11 protein-coding genes and 1 tRNA gene are annotated in these 13,904 nt (G+C 37.7%); 1 reads left to right on the top strand and 11 read right to left on the bottom strand.

Going from position 1 to position 13,904, the window contains the following annotated elements; translation table 11 throughout:
• Positions 1-231: 231 nt before the first annotated feature.
• Positions 232-1,062 carry a helix-turn-helix transcriptional regulator gene (locus ACFPQ3_RS08700; protein WP_156806015.1) on the bottom strand — a complete coding sequence of 277 codons (831 nt, stop codon included), beginning with the start codon at positions 1,060-1,062 and terminating at the stop codon, positions 232-234.
• Positions 1,063-1,167: 105 nt separating this feature from the next.
• Between ACFPQ3_RS08700 and ACFPQ3_RS08695 the strand changes: the two genes are divergently transcribed.
• Entirely contained in the window at positions 1,168-2,697 is a 1,530-nt protein-coding gene (locus tag ACFPQ3_RS08695; RefSeq protein ID WP_156806014.1) for a DUF5597 domain-containing protein, read from the top strand.
• Positions 2,698-3,159: 462 nt separating this feature from the next.
• Here the strand turns inward: ACFPQ3_RS08695 and ACFPQ3_RS08690 are convergent, their stop codons facing one another.
• From ACFPQ3_RS08690 to ACFPQ3_RS08645, 10 genes are all read right to left on the bottom strand, one after another.
• Positions 3,160-4,527, bottom strand: a complete 1,368-nt coding sequence (locus tag ACFPQ3_RS08690) for a glycoside hydrolase family 32 protein (RefSeq protein ID WP_156806013.1) — start codon at positions 4,525-4,527, stop codon at positions 3,160-3,162.
• A gap of 3 nt (positions 4,528-4,530) precedes the next feature.
• Positions 4,531-6,138, bottom strand: coding sequence for an ABC transporter substrate-binding protein (locus tag ACFPQ3_RS08685; protein WP_156806064.1), 1,608 nt, complete (start codon positions 6,136-6,138; stop codon positions 4,531-4,533).
• 68 nt (positions 6,139-6,206) lie between these two features.
• Positions 6,207-7,094: a carbohydrate ABC transporter permease gene (locus ACFPQ3_RS08680; RefSeq protein ID WP_156806012.1), complete on the bottom strand. Its 888-nt coding sequence runs from the start codon at positions 7,092-7,094 to the stop codon at positions 6,207-6,209.
• A 9-nt stretch (positions 7,095-7,103) separates the two neighbouring features.
• On the bottom strand, positions 7,104-8,024 hold the full coding sequence (locus ACFPQ3_RS08675; RefSeq protein WP_156806011.1) for an ABC transporter permease: 921 nt from the start codon (positions 8,022-8,024) through the stop codon (positions 7,104-7,106).
• 165 nt (positions 8,025-8,189) lie between these two features.
• Entirely contained in the window at positions 8,190-9,212 is a 1,023-nt protein-coding gene (locus ACFPQ3_RS08670; RefSeq protein ID WP_156806010.1) for a LacI family DNA-binding transcriptional regulator, read from the bottom strand.
• A gap of 132 nt (positions 9,213-9,344) precedes the next feature.
• The gene (locus ACFPQ3_RS08665) at positions 9,345-9,626 is read right to left on the bottom strand and encodes a hypothetical protein (RefSeq protein ID WP_156806009.1); all 282 of its coding nucleotides are present in this window, start codon (positions 9,624-9,626) and stop codon (positions 9,345-9,347) included.
• Positions 9,627-9,960: 334 nt separating this feature from the next.
• On the bottom strand, positions 9,961-10,179 hold the full coding sequence (locus tag ACFPQ3_RS08660; protein WP_156806008.1) for a hypothetical protein: 219 nt from the start codon (positions 10,177-10,179) through the stop codon (positions 9,961-9,963).
• Positions 10,180-10,331: 152 nt separating this feature from the next.
• Entirely contained in the window at positions 10,332-12,347 is a 2,016-nt protein-coding gene (gene recG / locus ACFPQ3_RS08655; protein ID WP_156806007.1) for an ATP-dependent DNA helicase RecG, read from the bottom strand.
• 475 nt (positions 12,348-12,822) lie between these two features.
• Positions 12,823-13,674, bottom strand: a complete 852-nt coding sequence (locus ACFPQ3_RS08650; protein ID WP_156806006.1) for a transporter substrate-binding domain-containing protein — start codon at positions 13,672-13,674, stop codon at positions 12,823-12,825.
• Between the two features lie 134 nt (positions 13,675-13,808).
• A tRNA-Leu gene (locus ACFPQ3_RS08645) sits at positions 13,809-13,894 on the bottom strand.
• Between the last annotated feature and the right edge of the window lie 10 nt (positions 13,895-13,904).

The raw sequence follows: 13,904 nt of genomic DNA, 5'->3' as shown, positions 1-13,904 counted from the left end.
TTCATGACCTCCGTTTTTTGTTTTGATTTTCTTTACACTTAGTATTATAGACTTATCAAATTAAAGTTTCTCATCACTTATTTGCTTTTAAATCAATATTTTTTTGAATAAATCAGATAAAAATAAAAAGAAATGTTAAAAAAGTACCATTAAAAATTGTTCATTTTAAAACAAAAACCATCTAAGCAACAAAATCAGTTTCCCTAATCGTCACTTAAATGGTTTATTTCTTTAAAACATCTCTTGCAAAACCTTATTTTTCCGATACTCTTCTGGCGTTTTCCCCTCATAATTCTTAAAAACTTTACAAAAATAACTAGTATCTAAGTACCCACATTCTTTAGCGACTTGATAGACTTTTTTTGTTGGATTTTGTAACAAATTAATTCGTGCTTTACTAATACGGTAACTGATTAAAAATTCATTTATGGTTTGCTTCATCTCATTCTTAAAAAGAGTACAGAGATAAGTTTTGCTATAATTGCAAGCTTTTGCAATATCATCAAGATTTATATCATCTTGAAAATGTTGCTCAATATATTGAATAACTGCATGAATTGCATGGGAAAAATTAGAATCACTTTGTTCTACTAAAGGTTCTGTTAACTGTGGTAATTTTAGCAGTAATTCGTAACATCGTATTGATAAGCCAATCGAATAATCTTGTTCTTTTTCATAAAAATGGACCATATCATAGAGACTTTCTTCAAAAGGAGTTTGGGCATAAAAATGATAGGCGCCAGATGTCGTCATCCCTAATTGTTCCAACAATATATGGCTTAAGCTTCCTTGAAATCCCATAAAATCAAGATGCCAATGTTCAGTCAGAGATTCATACTCATGCGGAAAATTAGGATAAATTAAAAATCCTTCTCCCTCTCGAATAATATGCTTTTTACCTCCAACAATAAATTCTCCAACCCCTTTACGGCACGAAAACCATTGAAAAAAACTCATGCCTGTTGGACGATAGACACGCTCTTGATCATGATTAATGCCGATAAGAACGACTTGTAAAGGTAATACATGGGATGTGATTTGTGGAGGGATGATTGAAATCATAGCAGTTCCTTAATATTTTTTTATAAACAAAAATATATTACGATTTACCAAGTTTGTCAACCACTTTATAATAATAAACAAGAATAATGAAAGGGGATTCACAAAATGATTCCAGAAATAAAATTACACAACGGTCACCATACTTTATTTGTAAAAGGCGAACCTTTCTTTTGCTATGCTGGAGAAATACACAATTCCAGCGCTAGCAATTTAGCTTACATGGAAAATGATGTTTGGACCAATCTAAGAGGCTTAAACATGAATACCGTCATTGTCCCAATATATTGGGAATGTCTTGAACCTGAACTTGGAAAGTTTGATTTCGGCTTAGTTGATGGTGTAATCAACCAAGCAAGAGAGAATGGTATGCATCTCATTTTTCTATGGTTTGGCTTATGGAAAAATGCAGAAAGCATGTATGTTCCATCCTGGATGAAAAAGGATGCTAATCTTTATTTCCGCGCTGAAACTGTTAGCGGTAAGAGATTAAACAGTATCTCACCACTGTGTCAAGTTGCCGTTGAACGAGATGCACTAGCTTTTAGACACTTGATGGCTCATATTAAAGAGGTGGATAAAAACGACTCAACTGTCCTTATGATCCAAATTGAAAATGAAATTGGTCTTCTAGGTACTGATCGTGATTATAGTAAGATTGCTAACGATCAATTTAATGCACCTATTCCGACTGATTTAGGGAAACATTTGTCGGTAACTGGAACTTGGAAAGAAGCTTTTGGTGAAAATGCTCCAGAATTTTTTATGGCTTATCATTACGCTAAAGCTGTTGAAACTATTGCACAAGCCGGCAAAGCTGAATATCCATTACCATTTTATGCAAATGCTTGGCTACGTCAATACCCTTGGTCTCCTGGTACCTATCCAAGCGGTGGCCCAGTAGTTGAAACACATCCTATTTGGAAAGCAATAGCTCCTAGTCTATTTACACTAGCTCCAGATATTTATGTGCCTTATGTTGCCCAAGTTATTGATGAATATGCGACTGCCGATAATCCTCTAGTCATACCAGAAGTTCGAAAAGATGCCACTACAGCTTCGTATTGTTTATATGCCTTCGCTCAACACAATGCAATTTGTTATTCACCATTTGGAATTGAAGAAATCACATTGCCTCCAGAAAGTGTTGACATGCCTCCAATGGCTGTTATGCAAGCTCTAAATATTGATCCTTCTGCATTTGATATTAAAGATAGTGCTAAATTCTTATCAAAAAGTTATGAATTAGTAGAAAGTTTAAAACCATTTCTTTTAGAATCATCAGATAAGCGTCATTGTTTTATTAAACGCCATGAACACGATTATGGTAAATTGATTAGCCTTCAACATTATAACGCTCTTATTGCCTACGCACCTCGTCAAGATAGTAAGCCAATCGCTTCAGGAGGAATCATTGAATTAACTGAAAATAAATTCATCGTTTTTGGTATGATGTCAACGATTACTTTCTCACCAAAATCTGGTGAAAATGTCCAAGTTGACATTATCGAGCTCAGCGAAGGACAATTTATCAATAAAGAATGGCAAAAAGGTCGCATACTCAATGGTGATGAAAAAATGCGTTTTACCTTACCTGAAACACCAAGCTGTTACTTGGTCGAACTCTATAAGTATTGATTTTTAAATTCACTTTATTTTTTAATTTTAATAAAGTACTAGAACTGTTGACTCAGCGCTAGTACTTTTTGATTGATGTGAATTTGAGTTTTTTAATAATTAATCCCCTCCCTCTAAGAAACCTCAGAACAAACCTTTATAATATGCTCAGTTATTTTTAATAGCAAGCTCTCTTATAAGATAAATTGTCTCAGTTGCAATACATTTCCCTCCTCAAAAGATCTCCCAGACCTTTTAGGTCTCCACACAATCTTAGGATAGGTACTCATAAAAATACAATACTAAATATGGAATCTAAATAGCTATAAAAAGATAAGAGAAGGTGTTTTAATATAACTACAATTATGCTATTCAACTTATCGGTTTCATCTTTAAGACCTCTTGCCCTCATGAACAACTAAATCTCTATTCTAAAGTATAAAAACCCTAGGACTCTTCATTGAATCCTAGGGTTTCTTCTTATTACAACTCTTCTAGTCGTTTTTCTTGTGTAAGGTACACAACGCTGGTCAAACTTTCTTGTCCATCATTGACAAATATTTCAAGTGAGTTCTTATCAATCACAACTTGCAATCGTTTTGCTTTCACTGTTACTGCTCGGCGAGTAGTCTCCCATTTTTCTTCACCAACTAACTGATAAGCCAATTTGCTACGGTCGATGTAGACTTCTACTTTATCAGCATCATAACCAAAGGTCACAAAGTCTTCTGCTGAGCCGAGTCGGAAATGACGGCTAGCTTCTAATGAGAGATCAATGTAGCCAGCTCCTGCCACCACATCTCCCAAAGCTACTTTTGGAAGCTCCGCTATGCTTTCTGAAAGAACCGTCTGCTTCACTCGTCCATCAACAAGAGTCAGTTGACGAGGAAGGCTCATGCTACCTGCCCAGCTGTGGCGCAACTCATGTGGAATAACCGTACGTCCCCATGTGTGCTCCCAACCAATCATAATGCGACGTCCTTGACCATCCTCGAGGCTTTGTGGAGCGTAGAAGTCATGTCCATGATCAATTTCTTGAACAGATTCTAAGGTGAAGGTTTTGGTTTCCCAATCAACTGTACCAAGAACGGCCACAGATGAATTCAGGTTGGCAAAGTTATTACCTGCCTTTGGATAGCCCATTGGAGAAAAGACAAGAACATCCTGAGCATCTAAGTTAAAGTAATCTGGGCATTCCCACATAAAGCCTTGGTCAGCTTCACCTTTAAGAAAGATGGATTCAAAGTTCCAGTTCACCAAATCATCTGACCCCAGTAGGACAATGGCTCCTACATTATCCTTATGCTTAGCAGCAACTACTGAATAGTAACGACCATCTTTTTCAAAAAGTTTAGGGTCACGGAAATCTGCTGCTACCAACTCGTCTGGTAGAATATCTCCAGTCGCCACTGGATTTTCTTTAATCTTAGTAAAGGTCACACCGTCAGTTGAATAAGCCATATTTTGAATCTGACGAACACTTCCATCTGGATCCACATTATGACCTGTGTACATCAACCAAAGAGTATTGTCTTTGACAATAGCAGAGCCTGAGAAACAGCCATCCTTATCGTAATCTTGATCTGGTGCTAAAGCAACTGGTAAATGCTCCCAATTAATCAAATCTTTTGACTTGGCATGTCCCCAATGCATTGGTCCCCATACACTGTCGTAAGGGTAAAATTGGTAAAAGAGGTGATACTCCCCACGGAAATAAACAAATCCATTCGGGTCATTAATCCAACCAATCGGTGCTGAAAAATGTTTTTCGGGTTTAAAAGTTGTGTCGAGAGCCTCAGTAGGCGCTTTAATATAAGTATTGGCTCTTTCCACAGTAAAACGTTCTGTCATAACTTACTCCTGTGATTTAAGGTAGTTATCAAGGTAGTCTTGTTTGATTTTCAACCAGTCTGAAAGACCATATTTTTCAAGCTCAGCCTTATAGCTATCCCATTCTGCTTCAACGCCACCTTTAGTAATCCATTCTGCACGTTTACGAGCGACAAAATCCATCATGTCAGCTTCAACTTGTGCTAATTTATCCAAGTCCTCTTCTTTCATAAAGACACGTGGGTAAATCATGTCATTACTCATGTATGGCACGTAGTGTTCTTTAATCAAATCTAAACGCCATGCAGCATCGTCTGGTTTAGTCGTTACTTTACCATAGTAGCTATCTAAAATAGCAAGTGGTCCACCAACCTCTGTTTTTTGACGAAGTTCAGCTGGCGCTGTACCTTCAAGTGGCAAGTGTTTCAAACTTTGTGTTGCTTCATCAAATTCAAAGATATTTTGTTGTTTATCATCACCATAAGTACCCCAGTTGTTTTGAACTGATTGCACTGGTGCATATTGTTCATCAATCCATTTAGCAGTCAATTCTAAGTTTTGGTTAGCACTTGTAATCACCATACGGTCACGGGAGAAACCGATATTATTTGTACGAGTGACATTTTTCTTACCGCTTGGACCTGCGAGAACTGGAAGGACATCATAGCTATCATTCATACCAGAAACATTAGCCTTATCCCAAGTGAAGTAAACCCCGTATTGGTTTTCGCCACCTTTAGCAATATAGCTGTTCCAGTTTTGTTCGAAAGCTTCTGTATCGAGAAGTCCTTTTTCATAAAGGCTACGCATGAATTTCACACCTTCTTTGTAGCTGTCATTATCAGCCGTAAAGTCAGCTTTGCCATCATTTGTTACGATAAGGTGGTCATCATTGTCCCCTTCACCAAAGGCACCAAAGAGAAGCTTGAAGTCTTCGTTACCACCATTGTTGATGAATGACATCGGAATTTCATCAGCTTTGCCATTACCGTTAGGGTCTTGTGTTTTAAAGGCTTCAAGAACTTTTATCAACTCGTCTGTTGTCTGTGGCATTGGAAGATTTAATTTTTTCAACCAGTCAGTGTTAATCCAAGCCATGTCGTTAACACTGTGAATGGATTCTTTACCTTCACCAAGTTCTTCAATCCATGGGAACGAATAGATGTGCCCATCTGGTGCTGTGATTAGTGAACGGTATTCTGGGTGCTCATCCAAGATTTTCTTAAGATTTGGCATGTACTTGTCAATCAAATCTTCAACTGGAACGATGACTCCTTGTTTTGCCCAAGACATCAACTCAACGTCAGAAGCACCATCGTTGTGAATCGCATCTGGTAGATCTCCAGATGAGATGTCCAAATTACGTTTTTCAGCAAAGTCTGCTTGGTAGTTAGTCCATTCGATGTGAACACCTGTTTGTTCTTCCATGCGTTGGAAAATCAATTTGTCATTAGGGTCTTCTGGTGCCAAAGTTGAGCTACCTGTGATGAATTTTAGGGTTACTTTGTCTTTAAGTGGGAATTTGACATTTTCCAATTTGTAGTCTGGACTCGCTGCTGAATCTTTAGAACCACAAGCTGTAAGAGCTAAACTTGTTGCGACTGTCGTAACAACGAGCATTGAACGTGTCATCCATTTGTTTTTCATGAGAAAACTCCTTTATGTTTTTCTATATAAAATAATAACGATTTGAGAAGGGATTACCCTTTGAGTGAACCAGCCATAATACCTTTATCGAAGTATTTTTGGAAGAATGGGTACATTACAATCAATGGGAGACTTGAAATGATGATAGTTGCATATTTTACCATTTCAGCAATTTTCTTCAATTCATTCATAGCTGCCTGCGCACCAATCATATTGGCACTGACTTCATTTTGAATCAAAATATTGCGAAGAACCAATTGAAGCGGTGCAAGATTTGGATCCTTGATGTAAATCATGGCATCGAAATAAGAATTCCATTGTCCTACAAAGGCATAAAGAAAAAGAACAAACATGATTGGTTTTGCTAGTGGCAACATAATTTTTACAAAGATTTGGAAATCATTGGCACCATCAATAACCGCTGCCTCTACCAATTCTTCAGGAATCCCTTGGAAGTAAGTTCTAGCTAAGATGATATTCCAAACATTGACCGCACCTGGAACGATAATCGCCCAGACAGTGTTTAGCATACCCAAATTTTTAATGAGCAAGTAAGTTGGAACTAAGCCACCACCAAAGAACATGGTAAAGATAAGGAAGTAATTAATCCATTTTCGACCAACCAAGTCCTTACGTGACAACGGATACGCCGTCAAAACTGAAATGGCTACCGTCAAAAAAGCAAAACCTGTTGAGTAAATGAGTGAGTTGATAAAACCTCGTAAGATAGAACCATCACCAAAAACTTTTTGATAACCTTGAACAGTCCAATCATCTGGATTAAAACTAATACCTTTAATAGCTAACACCTGTGAATCCATAAAGGAAGCTACTAGAATGTAGGCCATCGGTACAACTGTAATCAAAACCAAACCTGCAATTAAAATTTTATTAAGGAATAAAATTTTTCTGTCGAAGTCGGTATATAATTTTGTATTCATAGTAACCTCCTAGAGTCCCTCACCATCATTTAGGTGTTCAACAATTTTATTAACAGAGAAGAGTAGAATCATGTTAATCACTGAGTTAAACAAACCAACCGCTGTTGAGTATGAGTAATCCCCTGAAACAAGGCCGACCTTGTATACATAAGTTGAAATGATTTCAGAAGCGGTTAAGTTCAAGCTAGTCTGCATCAAGAAAGCTTTTTCGTATCCAACACTCATAATATTACCAGCTGCCAAGATAAATTGGATAACAATAATTGGTTTCAAGGCTGGTAAATCAATGTGACGGATACGTTGGAAAATATTGGCCCCATCAAGCTGTGCTGCTTCAATCAGCGACGTATCTACATTGACCAAAGTCGCTGTGTAAAGTGTTGAAGCCCACCCCATACCTTGCCAAATACCACTAAAGATATATAATGGTCTGAAGTAATCTGGTTCTGTCATAAAGTTTGTCTTAAGGCCAAAGTGCGCGAGGATTCCATTTACAGGTCCCTCTGCTGAGAAGAAAAGGAAAATCATACCGACAATAACAATAACTGAGATAAAGTTTGGTGCGTATAGGATAAGCTGAATACGTTTCTTAGCCTTATCACTAATCAATAGGTTAAGCATAATGGCAAGGATAATTGGCGGGAAAAATCCTAAAATAAGCCCATAAACACTTAATTTCAAGGTATTTCCCAAAAGAACCATAAAGTTTGGTGAAGAGAGAAATTTAGTGAACTCTGTAAAACCTACCCAATCACTCCCCATAACACCTTTTAATGGGTTAAAATCTTTAAAGGCAATTAAGACCCCATACATAGGGATATAGCGAAAGATAAAGGTTAGTAAAAGTCCTGGTAAAAGCATCAAGAGCAAGAAACGTTGACGCTTAATGCGTTCCCATAAACCAGTATTTTTAGCACTAGCAACAGCCATAGGTCCTCCTTTTTGAAACGTTTCATTTTTTAAAAAATAGATGGAGGTCTTTGTCTCCAAAAACCTTTGAAACGTTTCATTTTTTGTTAAATAAAAATTGCATCATTTGATTACAGTAATATCTTATCATTGTAAGCGATTTCTGTCAACAGATTTTATAAAAAATTAATTTTTTGTCGTAGGCCCTTCCATAAAAGAAATCGGTAACACAGACTGCACCTTATGGGGCACACCATCTATAATACTTAGCAAAATTTGAACAGCTTCTTTAGCCATATCCTCCAAAGGTTGCTTAATCGTACTCACTGGATTTTTTCGTTCCATCGCTAAACGAATTCCGTCATACCCAATCACCTGAACATCTTCTGGGACACGTTTACCCAATTGTCTTAAAATTTCGATAACGTCTAATGCCAAGAAGTCATTAATCGTGAAAATGCCATCAATAGCCGGATGCTCTTCCAAAAAATCTCTAACTTGTTCTTTGGTATCTCCCATATCCTCATCATAGTCTAAAACATGACAGTTTTTTCCTAACTCTTCAAGGAACTGCTTAAAATATCTGTGACGATTTTTGGTTTCATTGGTCGTCTGATTATGCCCACCAATAAAAGCTAACTGCTGACACCCTTTTTCAAGTAATATTTTTGCAGCTAAACGACCACCCGCCTTATTATCAGAAGTCACGCAGGCAATGTTTTTATTGTCATAAGTACGGTCAATACTCACAAATGGAATATTGGTCGTTAAATAATCTTCGATTGGGCTATAAGTAATCGCAATAATCCCATCCACCTTATTTTGCTGGAGCATGGTGATGTATTCAATTTCCTTTTTGGACCCGGAAATATTGCAGAGCAACATTTTATAATTCTGGTTGCTCAGCTCATTTTCTACATAGTAAGCAAACTCAGCAAAAAATGGATGCCAAATTGTTGGAATAATCAAGGCAACTGTCTCAGTCTTATTTTTTTTCATGCCACGCGCATAGGCATCTGGAATATAATTGAGCTCTTCAATAGCAGATTTAACTTTTGTTAAGGTTAACTCTTTAATTCCATTTTCATTATTAATCACACGCGAAACTGTTCCCACGCTAACTCCAGCTAACTTAGCAACATCTTTCATCGTAATTGATTTTTTGACAGGTCCCACGCTAAATGTATCCTTTCCCCAATTAGTTTTCATCATTTTATCATTTTTTGAAACCGTTTGCCAATCTTTTTCCTGTTTTTTGAAAGTTTTTCAAAAAAATAAGCCGTAATAGCTAAAAAGGCTGAGAAAAAATATCCCAACCTCTTTATTATTTTAAATATTGAGTTAACCACCTAAAAATAAGTAACCTAAAGCCATCGTTACAAAGAACGCAAACAAGAATAGTAGACCAAATAAAAAATATTTTATTTTTTTACATACTAATGATAATATCACTAAACATATTCCATATAATGGAAATACATTAAGAAGTAAAGTATTACTAATAAAATAATTTTGACCTAGCCATTGATTTGGAACAAAAGCTAAAGATAACCACATAAGGATTGGTATACCGATAATTAGTACGAAATAATCATCAGCGATTTTTTTGATACTTTTTAACATCCTATAAGCCCCACTGTCTCAAAATAAACTTTTATTGCGTTAGCTATTCCAAGTGCCGATTCAGGCATCCAACGTTGATTAACTCTAATAAATTCAACTAATTGTCTATTACACGCACAATTTTGTCCAGGAGATCAAGGTTTATAACATTCATCATGTTGCTTGCACCCCCAATCCAATAAATCAATAGTTGGTAAAGTAAAATTATTACCAGTATGACCTGGACCACAATAATTACCGTAAATAGGAAGTGATACAGCTCTAAAATAATTAGAAGGTTTAAATGTTCCATTTGTATAATCTTCGCTGACCGTTTCAATTGTTAATCCAATATCTAAAGCTTCCTCTGAGATTTCATCAGTGATAGATCAAAATAAATTCTATCACCATCAAAGACTAAATATTTTACAGCGATGTCGGTTTGCTCATCAATATGAGAAAGTTGCTCTTCAGATACTGGAACACCCTTACCTACTGACGACATTGAATCAGTCACATTAGCAGATACCATAGAATTAGTAGCTAATAAGCATGAGCAACAAGCTAGCAACATAAATATTTTCTTTATAATATACACCTTTCTTTTCTGATTTTCATTATTTAATCGCAAACAACTTGATTTATCAAAAAGCCTCCCTTCTAACAAGTTGTTTATACTACTTATCTCATATTCATCCTATCTCTTAAACCCTAATTTTACAACCACTAATCAAACTCTCCTTTGGTATCAATATGCTCAACAATAGCTACCCAGCGAGTATCTTGTTTCCAGTTCTTATCGGTGACGATTTCCGAGGCGACGCGTCTGGCTTCTTCTAAAATGTGATAGTCTTCTACAATATCAGCCGTTTTAAATTCTGGAATACCTGATTGACGTGTCCCAAAGATTTCACCTGAGCCACGCATTTTGAGGTCCTCTTCTGCCAAGACAAAACCGTCAGTCGTCTCAACCATGGCAGACATCCTCTTTTTACCGACTTCATTTTTAGGATTGGCCACTAAAACACAGTAGGACTGCTTATCGCCACGTCCGACACGTCCGCGCAGCTGATGAAGTTGACTGAGCCCAAAACGATCGGCATCCATAATGACCATAACTGTAGCATTGGGAACGTTAACCCCTACTTCGATGACGGTCGTTGATACTAAAATTTGTGACTTTTTAGCTTTAAAGTCCTGCATGATTTGGTCTTTATCGTCATTTTTCATCCGACCGTGCATAAGGGCGACTGTGGCGGTATCACTAAAATAAGCCGTTAATTCTTCATGCAGAGCTACTGCATTTTTCAAATCCATCGCCTCGGATTCCTCGATAAGAGGAGAGATAAAGTAGGCTTGAGAACCTTTGGCTAATTCACCTTTTAACCAGTCCAAAACCGTCTCTAATTGCTGGTGCTTGACCCATCTGGTGACAATAGGCTTGCGCCCAGCAGGGAGTTCATCAATGATGGACACATCCATCTCTCCAAAGGCTGTAATGGCAAGGGTTCTGGGAATTGGCGTTGCTGTCATCATGAGTACATCAGGATTGTTACCCTTTTCACGGAAAACACGGCGCTGATTGACCCCAAAGCGGTGCTGTTCATCAGTGATAACTAAACCAAGATTGTGGTAGGTCACAGCGTCCTGAATCAGCGAGTGCGTCCCCACAATCATCTCCACTGAACCGTCCGCAATACCAGCTAGAGCCGCCTTTTTCACTGCCGCTTTCATCCCAGAGGTCAAAAGAGCGACATTGAGCTCTGGAAATAAATTGGTTAAGCTCTCAAAATGTTGCTCGGCTAAAATCTCTGTTGGAACCATAAGAGCAGACTGAAGTCCAGCCGTATGAGCAGCGTACATGGCAAGACTAGCAATAACGGTCTTACCAGACCCCACATCTCCCTGCAAGAGACGATTCATATGGGCACCTGATGCCATATCAGCTAAAATTTCAGACAAACTCCGTTCCTGAGCTTTGGTTAAGGGAAATGGCAGAGCAGCAATCTTATCAGCCACTTTCTGCTTGTCATAGGAAATAGCTAGTCCATTTGTCTCAGATTTGTTTTCTACCTTTAAAAGCTGTAAACGCATTTGGAAATAAAAGAGTTCTTCAAATTTGATGCGACGTAGAGCCTGTTTGTATTCTGCCAAATCTTTGGGAAAATGCATGGCACGCACCGCTTCCTGGCGTCCCAGTAGACGATAATTCATCAGAAAAACATCTGGTAGATTCTCTTTAATTTCTTCTAAGGCACCTCTCTCAAAAGCTGCTTTAATAGCTTTGACAAGAGCAGTCTGCGAGATTCCTTGGGCAACATGATAGACTGGCTGCATGTCATCTTCCACCTGAGCCAAAATCTTCATCCCCATCACCGCAGACTTTTTCTCTTCCCATTTCCCAAAAATAGCTACCTCAGTCCCAAGATCAATTTTATCAGCAAGGTAAGGCTGATTGAAAAACGAAACAGCAACAACGGCTTCGCCCTGCTTTATCTTAAAGGAAAGACGGTTCCGCTTAAAACCGTAGTACTGGACATTGGCTGGCGTAACGACTGTCCCTGTAATAACAGCTTTTTCGCCATCCAGTAACTCAAAAACAGACTTACTCTTAAAGTCTTCATAACGAAAAGGGTAATAAAGCAACAAATCCTCGATGGTATAAAGACCAAGCTTTTGAAACTTTTCCGCAGACTTGGGACCAAAACCTTTGAGCGTTGCAATTGATTGGTGTAATAACATAGTTTCATTATATCAAAAAGGACAAGAAAGCTCAGCTTCTCACCCTTTTTGATTTTTAAGATTCTTCAAGAAAATGGTAGTCAAAACAACAATTTTCTTTATTTGACGAATGATTAAGTGACAGGAAAGTTTTGACGGTGGTTCTAAGTTTCTGAACGGAGGTGGTGCCTATGAAGATAGTCACAAAATCTTACAGAGAGGAGGAACGCTTTTGTCAGCTAGTGACTTAATGATTGTCATCGCTTTTGCAAGTTTACTTGTAGATGTGATAGGACTAATCATTATCATCATTTTAGCAATTATAGACAAAAAATAACCGTCAGCAAGCTTTGAACAGTCGGACGGTTATTTTTAATTCGTCAAATTGAACCACCGCAAAGCGGTCCTGTTGGCGATGAGTTCCAGCTCAACGCTTTTTTCTATTTTTAGGATACCAAAGCTTAATCAGACTGTCAAGCGATATCCTTTTTCCTGTTTATTTTGCTTCTTTAACGTCTTTTTCTTCTGGCAGGTAAGTTCCACCAAGGAATTCATTAGACAATTTTTCAAGTGTGCCATCTTCGTACAACTCAACGATACGTGTGTTTACAAATTTTTGCAAGTCGTCTTGACCATCCGCAAAGATGAAGTAAACGTATGGATTTGTATCTGCACCAAGGTCTGCAGCATCAAATTCAATCAATTCAATATTGTTAAGGCCTTGATCTTCAATGATAGTTTTCACAGATTGTGTTTCAAAAATCTTGTAGTCAAATTTACCACCATCAACACTTGTCAACATTTGTGTAATGTCTTCGTTAGTGTAGTTGATTTCAGTTGCTTTATCAGCACTTGCTTGATTGTATTTTTCAAGCATTGAGGCAGTTGATGTCCCTGCAACAACCTGAGTCTTTTTACCTGCGATATCTTTGATTGATTTGATACCACTATCTTTATTTACAGCAAGTACAAGTGGGTTAGTCGCTGTTGGAGCTGAGTAAAGGTATTTAGCTGCACGTTCTTCACTGTAAGAGAAGTTATTACCAGCCATTTGGAATTTACCAGCATCAAGTCCCGTAAAAATTGATGACCAAGCTGTTTTTTTGTATTCTACTTCGTACTTGTCAGAACCCTCAAAGACAGCTTTTGCAACTTCAACATCGTAACCAGTCAAGTTACCATCTTTTTCAAATGAGAATGGTTTTGTTGTCCCTACAGTTGCAAGAACAATTTTCTCCTTACTTGATTCAGCCTTATCTGCAGCTTTTTCTGTTTTTTCATTTGAACCACAGGCTGCAAGCAAAACTGCTGATGCGAATGCAACGATTCCTAAAGTTAATTTTTTCATGTTAATCCTCCTAAAGATAATAAGACTATGATACCACGACGACATGACTTTGTATAATATTAAAAACCTATCGGAGCGATAGGTTTCTTTTATCAACAAAAATTTAAAAAGCCAGTCCTAAGACTGGTTTATTCTGCGGAGAGTGGGACTTGAACCCACACGGCCTAAAGCGGCCACAGGATCCTTAGTCCTGCGCGTCTGCCAATTCCGCCATCCCCGCTCGGCAACAT

This window comes from Streptococcus caledonicus, assembly GCF_042656225.1.
GTDB classification, from domain to species: Bacteria; Bacillota; Bacilli; order Lactobacillales; family Streptococcaceae; genus Streptococcus; species Streptococcus caledonicus.
The sequence above is the reverse complement of the archived record's forward strand: the minus strand, read 5'-3'. Positions and strand labels throughout refer to the sequence as shown.